Source organism: Leifsonia sp. P73 (genome assembly GCF_051059105.1).
In the GTDB taxonomy this organism is placed as follows: domain Bacteria; phylum Actinomycetota; class Actinomycetes; order Actinomycetales; family Microbacteriaceae; genus Leifsonia.
In genome coordinates, this window is the sequence record NZ_CP194931.1 from 2,289,003 (window position 1) to 2,305,084 (window position 16,082).

General features: G+C 72.1%; 16 protein-coding genes. 8 read left to right on the forward strand and 8 right to left on the reverse strand.

The features are described 5' to 3' along the window. Position 1: 1 nt before the first annotated feature. Positions 2–856 carry an ABC transporter ATP-binding protein gene (locus tag ACQ86L_RS11600; protein WP_434315537.1) on the reverse strand — a complete coding sequence of 285 codons (855 nt, stop codon included), beginning with the start codon at positions 854–856 and terminating at the stop codon, positions 2–4. A gap of 235 nt (positions 857–1,091) precedes the next feature. On the opposite strand from ACQ86L_RS11600, the gene ACQ86L_RS11605 reads away from it, so the two are divergent. Further along, on the forward strand, positions 1,092–2,672 hold the full coding sequence (locus ACQ86L_RS11605) for an ATP-binding protein (protein ID WP_434315538.1): 1,581 nt from the start codon (positions 1,092–1,094) through the stop codon (positions 2,670–2,672). Further along, positions 2,669–3,373: a response regulator gene (locus ACQ86L_RS11610; protein WP_434315539.1), complete on the forward strand. Its 705-nt coding sequence runs from the start codon at positions 2,669–2,671 to the stop codon at positions 3,371–3,373. Before ACQ86L_RS11605 ends, ACQ86L_RS11610 begins: the two co-directional genes overlap by 4 nt. A 57-nt stretch (positions 3,374–3,430) precedes the next feature. Here the strand turns inward: ACQ86L_RS11610 and ACQ86L_RS11615 are convergent, their stop codons facing one another. Together ACQ86L_RS11615 and ACQ86L_RS11620 are read right to left on the reverse strand one after the other, a co-directional pair. Continuing rightward, entirely contained in the window at positions 3,431–3,967 is a 537-nt protein-coding gene (locus tag ACQ86L_RS11615) for a hypothetical protein (RefSeq protein WP_434315540.1), read from the reverse strand. Positions 3,968–4,094: 127 nt separating this feature from the next. Then, positions 4,095–4,970, reverse strand: coding sequence for a hypothetical protein (locus ACQ86L_RS11620; protein ID WP_434315541.1), 876 nt, complete (start codon positions 4,968–4,970; stop codon positions 4,095–4,097). A 377-nt stretch (positions 4,971–5,347) separates the two neighbouring features. Here ACQ86L_RS11620 and ACQ86L_RS11625 point away from each other — a divergent pair, with 377 nt between their 5' ends. From ACQ86L_RS11625 to ACQ86L_RS11635, 3 genes are all read left to right on the forward strand, one after another. Beyond that, entirely contained in the window at positions 5,348–5,518 is a 171-nt protein-coding gene (locus ACQ86L_RS11625) for a hypothetical protein (RefSeq protein WP_345838926.1), read from the forward strand. Between the two features lie 80 nt (positions 5,519–5,598). Then, positions 5,599–6,207 (forward strand): HdeD family acid-resistance protein, encoded by a 609-nt coding sequence (locus ACQ86L_RS11630; protein WP_434315542.1) that lies wholly within the window; start codon positions 5,599–5,601, stop codon positions 6,205–6,207. Between the two features lie 33 nt (positions 6,208–6,240). Continuing rightward, complete coding sequence (locus ACQ86L_RS11635; protein ID WP_434315543.1) at positions 6,241–7,764, forward strand: ATP-dependent DNA ligase; 1,524 nt, start codon at positions 6,241–6,243, stop codon at positions 7,762–7,764. Positions 7,765–8,105: 341 nt separating this feature from the next. Here ACQ86L_RS11635 and ACQ86L_RS11640 read toward each other — a convergent pair whose 3' ends face one another. Together ACQ86L_RS11640 and ACQ86L_RS11645 are read right to left on the reverse strand one after the other, a co-directional pair. Beyond that, a complete protein-coding gene (locus ACQ86L_RS11640) occupies positions 8,106–9,509 on the reverse strand; it encodes an MFS transporter (RefSeq protein ID WP_434315544.1) in 1,404 nt (467 codons plus the stop codon). After that, entirely contained in the window at positions 9,506–10,024 is a 519-nt protein-coding gene (locus ACQ86L_RS11645) for an ATP-dependent zinc protease family protein (RefSeq protein WP_434315545.1), read from the reverse strand. Before ACQ86L_RS11645 ends, ACQ86L_RS11640 begins: the two co-directional genes overlap by 4 nt. A gap of 25 nt (positions 10,025–10,049) precedes the next feature. On the opposite strand from ACQ86L_RS11645, the gene rimK reads away from it, so the two are divergent. Beyond that, on the forward strand, positions 10,050–11,249 hold the full coding sequence (rimK, locus tag ACQ86L_RS11650; protein WP_434315546.1) for a 30S ribosomal protein S6--L-glutamate ligase: 1,200 nt from the start codon (positions 10,050–10,052) through the stop codon (positions 11,247–11,249). Positions 11,250–11,252: 3 nt separating this feature from the next. Here rimK and ACQ86L_RS11655 read toward each other — a convergent pair whose 3' ends face one another. Together ACQ86L_RS11655 and ACQ86L_RS11660 are read right to left on the reverse strand one after the other, a co-directional pair. Then, a complete protein-coding gene (locus ACQ86L_RS11655; protein ID WP_434315547.1) occupies positions 11,253–12,197 on the reverse strand; it encodes a hypothetical protein in 945 nt (314 codons plus the stop codon). A gap of 36 nt (positions 12,198–12,233) precedes the next feature. After that, a complete protein-coding gene (locus ACQ86L_RS11660; protein ID WP_434315548.1) occupies positions 12,234–13,373 on the reverse strand; it encodes a low temperature requirement protein A in 1,140 nt (379 codons plus the stop codon). A gap of 41 nt (positions 13,374–13,414) precedes the next feature. On the opposite strand from ACQ86L_RS11660, the gene ACQ86L_RS11665 reads away from it, so the two are divergent. Continuing rightward, positions 13,415–14,482: an aldo/keto reductase gene (locus ACQ86L_RS11665; protein WP_434315549.1), complete on the forward strand. Its 1,068-nt coding sequence runs from the start codon at positions 13,415–13,417 to the stop codon at positions 14,480–14,482. Here the strand turns inward: ACQ86L_RS11665 and ACQ86L_RS11670 are convergent. Further along, the gene (locus ACQ86L_RS11670; protein ID WP_434315550.1) at positions 14,479–15,039 is read right to left on the reverse strand and encodes a TetR family transcriptional regulator; all 561 of its coding nucleotides are present in this window, start codon (positions 15,037–15,039) and stop codon (positions 14,479–14,481) included. The genes ACQ86L_RS11665 and ACQ86L_RS11670 overlap by 4 nt on opposite strands. A 102-nt stretch (positions 15,040–15,141) precedes the next feature. On the opposite strand from ACQ86L_RS11670, the gene ACQ86L_RS11675 reads away from it, so the two are divergent. Continuing rightward, positions 15,142–16,068, forward strand: a complete 927-nt coding sequence (locus tag ACQ86L_RS11675) for an SDR family oxidoreductase (protein ID WP_434315551.1) — start codon at positions 15,142–15,144, stop codon at positions 16,066–16,068. The last annotated feature ends 14 nt before the right edge of the window (positions 16,069–16,082 follow it).

Sequence of the window (16,082 nt, forward strand, 5' to 3'; positions counted from 1 at the left end):
GTCACGCCGCCGCTCCTGCCGTCTGCTCGTAGGCCCGCGTGACCTCGTCACGGAGCGACTCCCAGATCCGGCCCTGGATGTCGAGGAACCTCTCCTCGTGCCGGATCTCCTGAACGTTGCCGCGCGGTCGCGGCAGGTCGATGTCGAAGACGTCCTTGACCGTCCCCGGGCTGCTGGTCATGATGACCACGCGGTCGGAGAGCGCGACGGCCTCGTCGAGATCGTGGGTGATGAACAGCACCGACGGCCGCAGCTCCTCCCACAGGGTGAGCAGCTCGGTCTGCATGATCGCCTTGGTCTGCACGTCGAGCGCGCCGAACGGCTCGTCCATGAGCAGGATGCGCGGGTTGTTGATCAGCGCGGCCGCCATCGCGACGCGCTTACGCATTCCGCCGGAGAGCTGGTGCGGGTAGCGGTCCTCGAAGCCGGCCAGGCCGACGCGGCGCAGCCAGTCCATCGCGAGGGCCGTGGCCTCCTTCTTCGGCGTGCCGAGGAGGATCGGGCCGATCATCACGTTGGCCAGCACGGTCTTCCAGGGGAAGAGCGAGTCGGCCTGGAACATGTAGCTCACGCCGCTCGTGATGCCGTCCACGATCCGGCCGCCGACGCTGACGGAGCCGGCGCTCGGCCGCTCCAGACCCGAGACCTGCGCGAGCGTGGTGGACTTGCCGCAGCCGGTCGGGCCGACGATGGCGCAGAACTGGCCGGGCTCGACCGTGAGGGTCACGTCGCGGATCGCCGTGAAGGTCTCGCCCTTCGGCGTGAGGAAGCGTTTCGTCAGTCCGACGATGTCGATGCGCGCCGCCTCCTCGGCCGCGGGGGCCGCGGCGGCGCTTCTGGGTCGGTGTTCGACCATGGGTTCAAGACCTCTCTGTCTTCGGATGCACGAGTTCCGTGTGCATGCCGTGTGATCACCGATGCTCTCCCGCCGATCGCGCGGCTGTCTCGCTTGCGCCCGATTCACCCGCTTGTGTGCGTTGTCGCAGGTTTTGCGCATTCTGCGCGCACGCGCTCCCCAGCAGGAGATGAAACAATCTCGGGTGATGCGACGACGGATCAGACGACTCTCGAGCCAGATACTCCTGGCTCAATTGGCGATCCTCGTCGTCTCGATGCTGGTCGGCTTCCTCCTGCTGGCGCAGTCCGCGCGCGCCAACCTCGACGCCGACTACCAGGCGCGGGCCGCCGCGATCGCGCAGACCTTCGCGGGCATCCCGGACGTCCAGACCTGCATGGCGCACGGCGGGACGGGCTGCGACGCGACCATCCAGAACCTGGCGTCGCAGACCGCCAACAGCACCGGCGCCGCCTACGTCGTGGTGATCGACAGGAACCGCGTGCGGCACTCGCACCCCGACGCGGCGCTGATCGGGCAGAAGGTGGAGGAGCCCTTCGTCGCGGCCGACGGCAAGGTGCACCTGCGCACCGACACCGGCGCGACCGGCGTCAACGCGAACGCGCGGGTGCCGCTGTACGCGCCGGCGTCGGACCAGATCGTCGGGGAGGTCTCGGTCGGCATCCGGGAGAGCTCGGTGGCGAGCGAGCTGCTGTCCGAGCTGCCCGCCTACGGCTCGTGGTTCGTGCTCGCGCTCGCGATCGGCGCGCTCGCGTCGTTCGGGCTGGCCAGCCTCCTCAAGCGCCGCACGTTCGGCCTCGAACTGGACGAGATCGCGCGGCTGCTGCAGGAGCGCGAGGCCACGCTGCACGGCATCCGGGAGGGCGTGATCGCGATCGACCCGGCCGGCCGGATCACCGTCGTCAACGACGAGGCCCAGCGGCTGCTGCGGCTGCCGGAGGGCGCGCGCGGACGGCTGCTCGCGGACGTGCTGGTCGCCGGCCCGATCCGCGACACCCTGACGGGGACCTCGGAGGTCAAGGACGCGATCGCGATCACCGATGACCACGTGCTCGTGATCAACCGGATGCCGGTGAAGCTGGGCAACCGGCCGCACGGCGCCGTGTTCACCCTCCAGGACCGCACCGAGCTGATCGGGTTGACCCGCGAGCTGGACGGCGAGCGCAGCTTCAGCGAGTCCATCCGGGCGCAGCAGCACGAGTTCTCCAACCGCATGCACGCGGTGTCCGGCCTCCTGGAGCTCGGGAGGACGAAGGAGGCCCTGGAGTACCTCAACGAGATCCGCGGCACGACCGCCGACCTCGACGCCACCCTGCGCTCGCACATCGGCTCGCCGCTGATCGTCGGCCTCCTGCTGGGCAAGGCAGCGGAGGCGAACGAGCGCGGCATCGAGCTGGTGATCGCGCCGGACACCGACCTCGGCGAGGCGCCGGAGCGGGTGCAGGCGCTGACGACGATCCTCGGAAATCTGATCGACAACGCGTTCGACGCCCTGTCCGGGGCTCCGGCGCCGCGGCGGACGGTCGTGAGCGTCGTGGAGACGCCGGCGTCGGTGACGGTGCGGGTCGCGGACAACGGGCCCGGCGTCCCCAGCACGGAGCTCCCGCGGATCTTCGAGAGCGGCTACTCGACCAAGCGCGGCTCGCTCGTGCGGCACAGCGGGCTCGGGCTGTCGCTCGTGCACTCGACCGTGACCAAGCTCGGCGGGACCGTGACGGTGTCCGGCGGCCCGGGCGCGACGTTCACGATCGTGCTGCCGCGCCACACGGTCGCGGAAGCCTCCACTCCCGTACGCAAGGAAGGAGCCGCACGATGAGCGGGAACCCGGCAACGCCCTCGCTGAGCGTGCTGGTGGTCGACGACGACTACCGCGTGGCCTCCGTGCACGTCGGGTTCGTGGAGGCCGTCCCCGGCTTCCGCGTCGCCGGGCAGGCGCACACGGCGGCCGACGCCCTCCGGCTGGCGGGCGAGCTGCGGCCGGACCTCGTGCTGATGGACGTCTACCTCCCCGACGGCGACGGCCTCCAGGTCGTGCGAAGCCTCCTCGGCGAGCCGTCGGCGCCCGCGGTGATCGTCATCTCGGCGGCGAACGACATCGCCACCGTGCGCAAGGCCGTGCAGCTCGGCGCGCTGCACTACCTGGTGAAGCCGTTCGGGTTCGCGCAGCTCGCGGAGCGGCTGCAGGCGTTCCGGCGCGCGAACGAGGATCTGGGCGGCTTCCCCGACGAGCCGACGCAGCACGACATCGACCGGGTCTTCGACCTGCTGCGGCCCGCCACGACCGGCCAGGCGGAGGAGCTGCGCCGGCTGGCGCCGACCCTCCAGGCGGTCTACGACGCGGTCGCGGCCGGCGACGGGAGCCTGTCGGCGAACGACGTCGCCGCGGCGGTGGGGATCAGCCGCACGACCGCGCAGCGCGCCCTCACCCAGCTGGAGCAGAGCGACGTGCTGAAGCTGGAGCTGCGCTACGGCGCGACCGGCCGCCCCGAGCACCGCTACGGCGTCAAGCGTCGCTGAGCTACATCTACGTGACAGAACACGCCGCCTACGCGACCACCAAGACGGCAAGTCCTGTCACTTAGATCTAGGAAGGACGCGGGGCAGGAGGGCGTCGGCGACGAGGGCCGCGGCGACGAAGAACGCGCCCGCGACGAGCGCGAGCGCGATGTAGATGAGGACGCGGTCGGCGCGCTGCTCGGTCCTCAGCAGGGACTGGCCGGCGACCACGACGTCCTGGCCGGCCGGCTGAGCCACGATCGCGAAGCGCAGCCCTGGCTCGGGCTCCCAGCTCACGGCGTCCTCTCCCGACGACTTGGCCGCCGCCAGCACGCCGGCCGGCACGCGGGCGAGCGAACCGCCCAGGTAGCCGTTCCCCGCGATGGGGTCGCCCGCGGCGTCGTAGTGCACCCAGAAGGTGCCGAGGTAGCGCGTGAGGTCGACGCGGTCGGGCTGCGTGGCGGCCGCCGTGGCCTCCCCGGCGGAGAGCAGCGCGCGCGGGGCGTCCTCCACCGCGTTGCGGCCCGCCTGCTGCTCGACGACGTAGAGCGTGGCGAGGCCGCCCGCGAACAGGGCGTAGGCGGCGACGGCGACGACGATCCTGCGAAACCACATGCTCGCATGATGCGCCCGAGCGCGGGCCGGCGGCATCCGCCTTGCGAACGATTCCGGGCCTGCCGGACACGCGGACGCGCCCTCACTCCCGCGAGGAAGTGAGGGCGCGAACTCTGCGCTGCGATCCTCAGTGGGCCGCGGTGACCGCCGACTCGATCTGGTCGGCGACCTGCTGCACCTGCGAGCCGTAGCCGCCGCTCAGGGCGGTGGTCGCGAGGTGCTGGAGGTCGGCCGTCTGCGCCGAGGCCGGAGCCGAGGCGAGCTGCGACAGGTCGGTGCGCAGCGAGTCGGGGAGCTTCGACGCGAGCCGGCTGTCGCCGGTCACGGCCGAGGCGATTCCGGTGACCTCGGAGCTGAGCTGCGAGGTGGCGCCCGACGTCGAGCCGGAGCCGAGGAGGTCGCCGCTCTGCAGGCCGGAGATCAGGCCCTTGATGTCGAGGCCCTTCAGGTCCAGTCCGCCCTGGGCGTCGCCGTCCTGGTGGTCGCTGCGCTCGGTGGCGCCCTTGAGCTGGCCGGCGAGCTTCTGGATGGCGCTGCCGTAGCCGCCGTTCAGCGCGGTGGAGACGAGCTTCTTGGCGTCGGCGGTGCGGTCCTGCGACGTCGCGTTCGCGAGAGTCTTCAGGTCGCCCTGCAGGCTGTCGGGGAGCAGCGAGAAGACCGGGGTGTCCGCGACGATCTTCTTCGCGAGCTTCTGCGCCTTGACGCCGTTGATGTGCCCGTTGAACAGGGCGTGCGCCTGGCCGTACAGCGAGAAGCCGTCGCCCAGGTCGAACCCGGCGGAACCACCGGTCGAGGCCGAGGCGCCGGCCGTCGAGGTCGAGGTGGAGACCGTCGCCGAGCCGGAGCCCGCAGCACCGGTGTCGCCGGTGGCCGCGAAAGCCCCCTGCGCCCCCACGCCGATGAGTGCTCCAGCCGCCACGATCGAGGCGGCGCCGATCACGACGCGACGAGCGCCGAACGCGGTGCGAGTGGTTCCGGAGGTGTTCTGGATGGTGTTCTTCACGTGGATCCTTTCCGTCGCCCACGACGAGGCCGGCAGGGTGCCGGCCTGACTCGATCGAGGGCATTCGGCGACGTTACGAGACCCGTCTGGACCTCCCGTCCGTACCCTCTGCGAGGTCGCGAAGAGCACTTGAAGCCGTCCGGGCATCGCGGTAGCGGGCGAGCATACCGACCGGTATGGACTGGCGTACGGGGCTACCGCGACCGGCCTCCGCGGGTGCACCATGAGGGCAGCGGCGGGCCAGGCCGTCCGGCCGAGCCGCGGACAAGAGCGGGAGCACCGGGTTTCAGGCGGCCCACCCCACGGGCAGCGCCAAGCAGACAGCGGCTGGTCCCACCCGCCGCCGGACGGCCGCGATCGCCGAGAGGGGAACGAAGATGGACGACCTGGAGGGGACGGCGGCCGAGCGCCTCGACCGGCTCGCCGCACTGGACGCCGCCGAGCTGACCCACGACTGGACGCGCCGCCAGCTCGAACGCGCCCTGCGGGACTGGTCGGAGGACCAGGACACGCTGTCCGTGCTCGGCGAGGGGCGCGAGGACTACTAGCGGTCAGGCGCATGACGTTTCATTTCACACCGACCGAAAGGCTCTAGACACGCGCGGTTCCGCAGCGCTACCGTCCGAGCATGTCCAGCACTCAACCATCCGGGTTCGCGTCGTTCTCGCTCAACGGGCAGGACCTGACCAAGTCGGCCATCAACAGCGTCCGCGTCGCGCTCGGCGTCAGCGGCGCCGTCGCGCTCATCATCGGCGTGATCATCGTGTTCTGGCCGAAGACCGCGGCGGTCGGCCTCACCGTCCTGATCGCCATCTCGCTGCTCGTCTCGGGCATCGCCTACCTCGGCATCGGCATTTTCGCGCGCGGGATCGGCGGAGGCGCGCGGGCGCTCGACATCGTCTTCGGCATCCTGCTGATCATCGGCGCCGTCATCGCGTTCGCGAACCTGTCCGGCACCACGGCCTTCCTCGCGGCGTTCATCGGCATCCTTGTCGGCATCGCGTGGATCGTCGAGGGGGCGGTCGCTCTGGCGCAGGTCGGCGACTCGCCGTCGCGCGGCTGGTCGATCTTCTTCGGCATCCTGAGCATCGTCGCGGGCATCGTGCTGCTGTTCAGCCCACTGTGGGGGATCGTGGTGCTCTTCATCCTCGCCGGGATCAGCCTCATCGTGCTCGGGATCGTGCAGATCGTGCGGGCGATCACGTTCGGGCGCGGGATCGCGACGCCGGCGGGCTGAGCCGGCGTCGGCGGCCGGTGGCACACTGGCCTTGTGCTCCTCGACACGATCGTCACCACGCTGGAGACCGTCGCGGGAACGCGCTCGCGACTGGCCAAGGTCGACGCGCTCGCGGGACTGCTCGGCGACCTGCAGCCTGACGAGATCGCCCCGGCGGTCGGCTTCCTGGTCGGCAAGCCGCGCCAGGGCCGGGTCGGCGTCGGGTGGCGCAGCGTCAGGGGGATGCTGGGCGGGCGCAGCGCAGACGTGCCCACGCTGACCGTTCTCGACCTGGACGCCCTGCTCGGAGAGCTCGCCGCGCTCGGCGGGGAGGGCTCCGCGCGCGAGCGCAGTGCCGCGCTGAGCGACTTCGCGGCCCGCGCGACCGCGGGCGAGCAGGACCTCCTGGCCCGCGTCCTGCTCGGCGAGATGCGCACCGGCGCGCTGGAGGGCGTCCTCCTCGACGCCATCGCCCGGACCGCCGACCGGCCGGGCCCGGACGTCCGGAGGGCCGCCATGCTGACGGGCGACCTCGGCGCGACGGCCGTGCTGGCGCTGACCAGCACGGCCGAGGAGCTCGCCGCGGTCGGCCTGGTGGTCGGCCGCCCGGTGCTGCCGATGCTCGCGGCCACCGCGCCCTCCGCCGCGGCCGCGCTGGAGACGACCGGCCGCGCGTCGGTCGAGTACAAGCTCGACGGCGCGCGCATCCAGGTGCACCGCTCGGGGGACAGCGTACGCGTCTTCACCCGGACGCTCGCCGACATCACCCACCGCGTCCCGGAGGTCGTGGAGATCGTGCGCCGGCTACCTGCGCGCGACCTCGTCCTCGACGGCGAGACGCTGGCCCTCGACGAGGACGGCGGCCCGCGGCCGTTCCAGGAGACGATGTCGCGCTTCGGCGCCGACGGGCGCGAGACCCTGCTGCACCCGTGGTTCTTCGACATCCTCCACGTGGACGGGCGCGACCTGCTGGACGAGCCGCTGTCGGTGCGGCTCGCGGAGCTGGAGCGCGTCGCCGGCGAGCACCGCATCCCGGGCGAGGTCACCGACGACCCGGACGCCGCCGAGCGTGTCTCCCGCGATGCTCTCGCCGCCGGGCAGGAGGGCGTCGTCGTCAAGGCGATCGACTCGCCGTACGCCGCGGGGCGCCGCGGGGCGAGCTGGATCAAGGTCAAGCCGGTGCTCACCTACGACCTGGTCGTGCTGGCGTGCGAGTGGGGCTCCGGGCGGCGCGTCGGGATGCTCTCCAACCTCCACCTCGGCGCGCGCGACCCGGACGGCGCGTTCGGGGAGCCGGGCGGCTTCGTGATGGTCGGCAAGACGTTCAAGGGCCTCACCGACGAGCTGCTGCGCTGGCAGACCGAGGAGTTCCAGCGGATCGAGGTGCGCCGCACGCCGGGGACGGTGTGGGTGGCGCCGACGACCGTGGTCGAGATCGCGATCGACGGCGTCCAGCGCTCGTCGCGCTACCCCGGCGGAATCGCCCTGCGTTTCGCCCGCGTCAAGCGCTACCGCGACGACAAGCCCGCCGCCGAGGCCGACACCATCACCACCCTCCGCACCCTCCTCCGTGAGTAACCGCCCTTCCATCCCTCCCGCATGCCGCCGAGGGGCACGTTGTTGTCACTTTTCGCGCCCGAAAGTGACAACAACGTGCCCCTCGCTGGTGGGCGAGCGAGCGTAGGATGCGGGCATCGCCCGAGGGACGGAGGATCGACGTGACGAACAAGACGCCTCGCGAAGAGGAGATCCAGAAGGAGCAGGAGGCGAAGGACGCCGAGAAGGAGCGCCTCGAACGCGAAGAGGAGGAGCGCCTGCGCTGACTCCGTCACCGAAGGGCACGTCGTTGTCACTTTCGGGCGCGAAAAGTGACAACAACGTGCCCCTCGGCGGGTGGGGAGGGGTGGCCGCGGGGAGCGTCAGCGGCGGGCGGTCGCCCGGGCTCCGGCGTCGTGCGGGAGCTGGAACGCTCCGGCAAGCGGCACCAGCAGCAGCGCCGCCGCGAGCGCGAACGCCCAGTGGTAGCCCGGCAGCGGTGAGCCGGTGACACCCTCCGCCACCGCAGTGGACGCGCGCACGAACACCGCCACCACCGCGAGGCCCAGAGCGGTCGCGACCTGCTGCAGCGCGGACGCGAGGGTGTTGGCGTTGTTGGTGTCCCCGGCCTCCACGTCGGCGAACTGGAGGGTGTTGTAGGCGCTGAACCCGATCGACCGGAACACGCCGCTCGCCACCAGCAGCAGGAGCAGCACCGGCAGCGGCGCGGCGGGGCCGATGCCGACGAACGCGGCGAGCACCAGCATCCCGAGCAGGTTCGACCAGATCAGCACGGTGCGGAAGCCGAAGCGGCGGATGAGCGGGGTCGTGAACGGCTTGATCGCCAGGTTCCCGACGAAGATCGCGATCACGGTCAGCCCGGCGAGGGTGGCGCTCCACCCGTAGGCGAGCTGGAACAGCAGCGTGAACAGGAACGGCGCGCCCGTGATGATCATGCGGTAGACGCCGCCGCTGATGTTCCCGGCGCGGAACGAGTGCAGCCGCAGCACGCTCCAGTCGAACAGCGCGTGCTCCCGGCCGCGCGACCGGGTGATGGCGGCCCAGCCGACCGCGATGGCCACGAGGACGGCCGCGCCGCCGGCGAGCTGCAGCCGGCCGTCCTCCGCGCTCAGCCCCTCCGCCCCGGCCGTCAGCAGCACCAGCGCGAGCGCGATCGCCGTGTAGCCGCGCCCGTCGAACGGGAGGTCGCGCTGCCGTTCCGTGTGCGGCACGAGCACCAGCCCGGCCACGATCGCGGCGACGCCGAACGGGAGGTTGATCAGGAAGATCCAGCGCCAGCCGATCGTGTCCGAGAGGATGCCGCCGAGCGCCGGCGCGATCACCGGCGCGATGAGCGCGGGCCAGGTGAGGTAGGCGATGGCGTCGAGGAGGTCGACGGGGTCGATGTCGCGCAGCACCGCCAGCCTCCCGACCGGCACCATGAGCGCGCCGCCGATGCCCTGCAGCACGCGCGCGATCGTCAGCAGGGTCAGCGACGGCGCGAACGCGCACAGCAGCGACGCGAGCGTGAACACGACGATCGCGGTCAGCAGCACCGGCCGGATCCCGAGCCGGCGGGACAGCCAGCCGGTCGCCGGGATACCCGCGGCCACGGCGAGCAGGTAGGCGACCATCGCGACACTCACGTCGGCCGGCGCGACGCCGAACTCGCGGGCCATCGTGGGGGCGGCGGTCTGGATGATCGTGCCGTCCAGGTTCTCCATGAAGAACGTGGCTGCGACGAGGAGTGCGAGGCCGCGGCTGAACGACACGGCCGTTCGCGTCACGGGCGCGGGTCCTCGCCCGGGTTCGGCGCGGCCGCCGGCTCCACCGCGCGCCCGCGGTTGCGGCGCCGGACGTCCCGCGGCGCCCGGCCGGCGAGGAACGAGCGGCCCGGGTCGACCACGAAGCCCTGGCGGAGGGCCTCCCGGCCCACGAGCATCCGGAAGCCCATCTGGTCGCGGTTGCTCAGCGTGGTCTCGGCGAGGACGGTCCGCCCGCCGAGCACGAGCTCCAGCAGCACGACGATCCGGTCCTCGGCGTGGCCCGACGAGCTGCGCACGACGCGGCGGTCGTGGATGGGCATCTCGACCACCGAGGCGTCGGTGTCGGCGTCCTGCCAGGGGTGCACCGTGAACCGCACCCGGTCACCGGGGAGCTCCTCCAGATCGAAGGCGTGCAGCGCGGAGCTGCGGGCGCCGGTGTCGATCTTGACTTTGGTCCACGGAATGCCGATAGTGGGCAGGCTCGCCCATTCACGCCACCCCACGACGAGGGTGTTTGAATGGAGCTCACCGGCCATCCCCCTATCTTTGCAGGATCCATCGATGAAGCTCGCCATCCTCTCCCGCGCTCCGCACGCGTACTCGACCCAGCGGCTGCGTGCGGCCGCGCGCGACCGCGGCCACACCGTGAAGGTGCTCAACACCCTCCGCTTCGCGATCGACCTCTCCGGCCCCGAGCCCGACCTGCAGTACCGCGGCCGGCTGCTGTCCGACTACGACGCCGTCCTGCCGCGCATCGGCAACTCGATCACCTACTACGGCACGGCCGTCGTGCGGCAGTTCGAGCAGATGGACGTCTACACGCCCAACACGGCGAACGGGATCACCAACTCGCGCGACAAGCTGCGGGCCAACCAGATCCTGTCGCGGCACAACATCGGGATGCCGGCGACCACCTTCGTGAACAGCCGCGCCGATGTGCGCATGGCCATCGAGCAGGTCGGCGGCGCGCCCGTCGTCATCAAGCTGCTGGAGGGCACCCAGGGCATCGGCGTCATCCTGGCCCCGGAGGCGAAGATCGCCGAGTCGATCGTGGAGACGCTGCACTCCACCAAGCAGAACGTGCTCATCCAGAGCTTCATCTCGGAGAGCCGCGGCCGCGACATCCGCGCGCTCGTCGTCGGCGACCGGGTGGTCGCGGCGATGCGGCGGGTGGCGAGCGGCGACGAGTTCCGCTCCAACGTGCACCGCGGCGGCACGGTCGAGAAGGTCGAGCTGACTCCGGAGTACGAGGAGGCCGCGGTGCGGTCGGCACAGATCATGGGCCTCCGCGTGGCCGGCGTCGACATGCTGGAGGGCCACGAGGGTCCGCTGGTCATGGAGGTCAACTCCTCGCCCGGCCTGGAGGGCATCGAGCGCGCGACCGGGCTCGACGTCGCCGGAGCGATCATCGACTTCATCTCCAACCAGGTGGCGTTCCCGGAGATCGACGTGCGCCAGCGGCTGACCGTCTCGCGCGGTTACGGCGTGGCCGAGCTGCTCGTGCACGGCGACGCGGACCTGATCGGCAAGACGATCAAGGAGTCCGGGCTGTGGGATCGCGACATCACGGTGCTCACGCTGCACCGCGGCGCCACCGTCGTCCCGAACCCGCGCAGCGGAGTGGAGCTGCAGGCGGGCGACCGGCTGCTGTGCTTCGGCAAGCTGGAGGAGATGCGGTCGATGATCCCGGACCGGCGGAAGCGCCGCACCAAGGTGCGCCGGCTGCCGAAGGACCACATGGCGGAGGCCGCGTCGGCGTAGCGCCTACGCCGGCGCCTCGGCGTCCCACCAGCGCAGCACCCGCAGCGCCCGCAGGGTGATCCAGCGGCTCGGCATCCCCTCGTTGTCGCCGAAGTCGAACCAGGCCGGGCCCTCGTGCCGGTTCTCCAGGTTCCAGAGGCCGTCGGCGTCCGCTTTGCCGCGCAGCAGCTCCACCGCGTCCGCGAGGCGCGGGTCGCGGCGGTCGACGGCGCGGAAATGCTCCAGGCCGCGCAGGATGTCGTGGAACCAGCGCACCGGGTTGCTGAGCAGCGTCATCCGCGGGTCGGCGACCTCCCCGGTGCTCAGCCGGCGGAACAGCCCGCGCGCCAGGAGGTACTCCTCGCCCGTGCTCTGCGCGTCGGCCGTCGCCGCGTCGCCGCGGCCGGTCGCGTTCCAGGCGGCGAGGCCCTCCACCGCGCAGATGGTGGAGTGGAACGACGAGACCCGCGCGCCGTACTCGGCCCAGCAGTTCCAGGCGCCGTCGTCGAGCCGGCCGCCGGCGAGCGTGGCGGCGGCGTTCGACCCGTCCTGGCCGAAGTAGGCGGCGAGCGAAAGCACGACGCCGTTGATGCACGGCTCGGTCTCGCCCTCGAAGTAGGGCTCGCCTGCGTGGTCCCACCGGACGTGGTCGCGCACGTGGGAGACGGCCTCCAGCGCGCGCGGGTGCGCCGGGTCGACGCCGAAGTCGGCGAGCTGCTGCAGCGTGAAGTGCGTGGCGGTCCAGGCGTCGAAGAACGGGCGGTCCTCCTGCGCCCACCCCGGCCGGTAGACGCCGCCGTCCCAGCGGCCGTCCGGCCCCTGGGCGTCGAGGAGCCGCGCGCCCCAGCCCTCAGTCGCGACGCGGTCGCGCTCGGCGGCGACGGTCTCGTCGGACGCGCCCGCGAGGTCGCGGAGCACCTGCCAGCGGATGCTCGGGTCGGAGTCGAGGAGCCACTCGATCGTGTCCATGCCCCGCATGCTACTCAGGCCCCCGGACAGCCGGCGTCACCGCCGCGAGCGCTCGGCCACCAGCACGAGGACGACGATCGCCAGCAGCGCCCCGATGAGCGCGATGCCGGGCAGCTCGCCCGCCCGCAGGGGCAGCATCCACGCCGCGAGGAGGCCGGCCACGAGGGCTCCGGCCGCTCCGATCAGCCGGTACGCCCACGGACCGAGCCGCAGCTCGCGACGGTACTCCGCGTCCCCGACGAGGTAGACGGCGACGCCGCCGGAGAGCAGCCAGGCCGCGGCCGGCGTGACGGGCGCGAAGGCGTCCTCCAGCGAGAGGTGCAGCCCGGCGGCGACGCCGACGAGACCGAGCAGCATCACGAAGTGCGCGACGTAGTAGGCGGTGAGGGCGAGCGTCGTGCCGCGCCGCCCGGAGACCCTCCCGAACGACCGCTCGGCCCGCTCGTCGTCGCCGGAGAAGTAGCACCACCACAGCGCCGCGACCATCGCGACCGTGGCCACCGCGCCGAGGACCACCTGCGGGCGGAGACCCGACGCCGTCAATCCGGCGCCGACCGACACGATCGACTCGCCGAACGCGATGATCATCAGCAGGCCGTGCCGCTCCACGAAGTGCGAGGCGCCGAGCGCGAACGGGCTCGACCGCGCCAGCAGCCCGCCCACCAGGAACAGCGCGAGCGGCGCGAGGAACAGCACCCACTCCAGCCAGCCGGTCGCGAACCCGGACGCGATCAGCAGCAGCGCCGCGAGGGCGTTCAGCGGCCCGACGCGCAGCATCACGCGCACCGAGCCGCGTCCTCCCCGGGCGATGAACAGCCCCGCGTGGATGATCACGACCGTCAGGTAGGCCAGCCCGAACAGCACGCCCGACCCGGTGAACACGTCCGGGATGGCGAGCGACAGCACCAGGAACGCGGCCATCGCCGCGATCAGCAGCAGCCGGACCGGGACGGTGTCGGGCACGGCCTGGTTGGTGAGCCAGGCGAACGCGTCGTACATCCACCACACCACGGCGAGGATGGCGGCGGCACGCAGCACCGACTCGACGCCGGGATGCTGCACGATGACCGCGGTGAGCTGGCCGATCGTGAACACGAACACGAGGTCGAAGAGCAGCTCGATCGTGGACACGCGCGACGCCACCCGCGCGATCCGGCCTCCGGTCACCCCGCTCACAGGGCAACGGTAGCGGTGGGTGCGCCCTCTAGGCTGGCCCCATGCCCACTCCTTTCGTCGCCGATCCCGCCCGCTACGACTCGATGCCCTACCGCCGCGCCGGACGCAGCGGCCTCCGGCTCCCGCCGCTCTCGCTCGGACTGTGGCAGAACTTCGGGACGGCCCGGTCGTTCGACACCCAGCGCGACATCGTGCTGCGGGCCTTCGACCTGGGCGTGACGCACTTCGACCTCGCCAACAACTACGGGCCGCCTCCCGGCGCCGCCGAGGAGTTCTTCGGCCGCATCCTCGCCACCGACCTGCGCGCCTACCGGGACGAGATCGTGGTGTCGACCAAGGCCGGCTACCTGATGTGGCCGGGGCCGTACGGCGACTTCGGCTCGCGCAAGTACCTGCTGTCGTCGCTCGACCAGAGCCTCGGCCGGCTCGGGCTGGAGTACGTGGACGTGTTCTATCACCACCGCCCCGACCCGGAGACCCCGCTCGAGGAGACGATGGGCGCGCTGACGACGGCCGTCGCCCAGGGCAAGGCGCTCTACACCGGCGTCTCGAACTACGACCCGGAGCAGACCACCGCGGCTGCGGCGCTGCTCGCCGACGCCGGGACGCCGCTGCTGCTGCACCAGCCGCGGTACTCGATGTTCGACCGGCACGTGGAGGACGGCGTCCTGAACGCGGTGGAGGCCGCGGGCGCCGCCGCGATCGTGTTCTCGCCGCTGGCGCAGGGGATGCTGACCGACCGCTACCTGAACGGCGTACCGGAGGGCTCGCGCGCCGTCACGAGCGTGTTCCTGCACGAGTCGGACCTGACCGAGGACGTGCTGACGAGGGTGCGCGCGCTCAACGACATCGCGGCCGGACGGGGGCAGAGCCTGGCGCAGCTCGCGCTGCAGTGGGTGCTGCGGAACCCGGTGGTGGTGTCCGCGATCATCGGGGCGAGCAGTGTGGCCCAGTTGGAGCAGAACCTCGGCGCGGTGCACGCGCCGGCGCTGGAAGGCCGGCGAGCTGGCCGCGATCGACGCCGTGCTCGCCTGAGGCCTGCAGCGGGGTCGCGACACGCCGCTATCCGCGACGCGTGGCGGCGTGTTGCGTCCCCTGTCGGCCGCTAGGCGAGCGTCGGGAGGGTCGCGAGGGCCTCGTCGACGTGGGAGGTCAGCGTCGCGTCGGCCGGGCCGGCGATCCACTGGGCGAAGCCCACGTGGAACGCGCCCACCGCGGCCTGCCCCGCGAGGCTGGCCGCGGGCTCTGGGACGCCGCGAGCGCGCAGAGCCTCCCCCGACGCGGTGGCGAGCGAGGCCAGTTTGAGCAGTTCGCGCTCCTGCAGGCTCGGGTTCGCCGCGATGACCGCCGAGCGGCGGCGCGGGAAGTCTGCGCCGCGGCTGTCGATCAGCGCGGCGGCCGCGCGCATCCCGGCGGCGGCCACCGCGAAGGGCGGCGCGTCGGAGGGCGCGGCGGCGATGGCGGCGAGCACGGCCTCCTGCATCACGGTCGATCCGGCGAAGAGCACCTCGCGCTTGTCGGCGTAGTGGCGGAAGAAGGTGCGCTCGGTGACGCCAGCACGCTCGGCGATGTCGGCGACGGTGGTCCCCTCGAAGCCGCGCTCGGCGTACAGCTCGATCGCCGCCCTCTCCAGGCGGCCGCGCGCGTCCGGTGTCCAGCGTCCCACGGGATGAGTGTAGCCGGTTTCCGGGACGTGATGACAGTTGCTGACATCGGTGCTATCGTGATGTCAGTCACTGACGACAGTCACTGACATCATCACGATCCCATGACTCGGGAGGTCATCCCCATGCGCGTCTTCGTCACTGGAGCATCCGGCTGGATCGGCTCCGCCGTCGTCCCCGAACTGCTCGCCGCCGGTCACGAGGTGACCGGCCTCGCCCGCTCCGAGGCGTCCGCCGAGCGCATCCGCGCCACCGGAGCGACCGCCATCCCCGGGTCGCTCGACGACCTGGAGAGCATCCGCTCCGGCGCCGCGGCGTCCGACGCGGTCATCCACCTCGGCTTCAAGCACGACTTCTCCGACTACGCCGGCGCCGGCCGCACCGAGCGCGCCGTCGTGGCCACGATCGGCGACGAGCTGGCCGGCTCCGACCGGCCCTTCCTGTTCGCCTCGGGCATTGTCGCGCGGCCCGGCGAGGTGCTGACGGAGGAGGTGCCGTCGCCCTACGTCGGGCCCGACGCCCCGCGCGGCGGCGGCGAGGCGTTCGCGTTCGAGTACGCCGACCGCGGCGTGCGGCCGGTCGCGCTGCGGTTCTCGCCGACCGTCCACGGCCGCGGCGACCACGGCTTCAGCGCCGAGCTGGTGCGCATCGCCCGCGAGAAGGGCGTCGCCGGCTACGTGGGCGACGGCTCCAACCGCTGGCCGGCCGTCCACCGGCTCGACGCCGGGCGGCTGGTCCGGCTCGCGCTGGAGCAGGCCACCCCGGCGGCGCGCGTGCACGCGGTCGGCGAGGAGGGCATCCCGGCCCGCGACATCGCGGCGGCGATCGGCGAAGGGCTCGGACTGCCCGTCGAGTCCATCGCACCGGAGGACGTGGACGCGCACTTCGGCTGGATCGGCCGGTTCTTCGGAATGGACATCCCGGCCTCCAGCGCGATCACCCGCGAGCGCTACGGCTGGACGCCGACGGGGCCGACCCTGCTGGACGACTTCGCGTCCGGCGCCTACTTCGAGGCCGTCGCCGCTCGCTGAATCCAGCTGACAGG

Excerpts from the sequence above, each read along its gene's own strand:
- ACQ86L_RS11645 (WP_434315545.1), bottom strand. The coding sequence starts at position 10,024 with ATGGCCGGTGAGCTCCATTCAAACACCCTCGTCGTGGGGTGGCGTGAA.
- ACQ86L_RS11655 (WP_434315547.1), bottom strand. The coding sequence starts at position 12,197 with ATGGACACGATCGAGTGGCTCCTCGACTCCGACCCGAGCATCCGCTGG.
- ACQ86L_RS11615 (WP_434315540.1), bottom strand. The coding sequence starts at position 3,967 with ATGTGGTTTCGCAGGATCGTCGTCGCCGTCGCCGCCTACGCCCTGTTC.
- ACQ86L_RS11665 (WP_434315549.1), top strand. The coding sequence starts at position 13,415 with ATGCCCACTCCTTTCGTCGCCGATCCCGCCCGCTACGACTCGATGCCC.
- ACQ86L_RS11600 (WP_434315537.1), bottom strand. The coding sequence starts at position 856 with ATGGTCGAACACCGACCCAGAAGCGCCGCCGCGGCCCCCGCGGCCGAG.
- ACQ86L_RS11625 (WP_345838926.1), top strand. The coding sequence starts at position 5,348 with ATGGACGACCTGGAGGGGACGGCGGCCGAGCGCCTCGACCGGCTCGCC.
- ACQ86L_RS11610 (WP_434315539.1), top strand. The coding sequence starts at position 2,669 with ATGAGCGGGAACCCGGCAACGCCCTCGCTGAGCGTGCTGGTGGTCGAC.
- ACQ86L_RS11675 (WP_434315551.1), top strand. The coding sequence starts at position 15,142 with ATGACTCGGGAGGTCATCCCCATGCGCGTCTTCGTCACTGGAGCATCC.
- ACQ86L_RS11630 (WP_434315542.1), top strand. The coding sequence starts at position 5,599 with ATGTCCAGCACTCAACCATCCGGGTTCGCGTCGTTCTCGCTCAACGGG.
- rimK (WP_434315546.1), top strand. The coding sequence starts at position 10,050 with ATGAAGCTCGCCATCCTCTCCCGCGCTCCGCACGCGTACTCGACCCAG.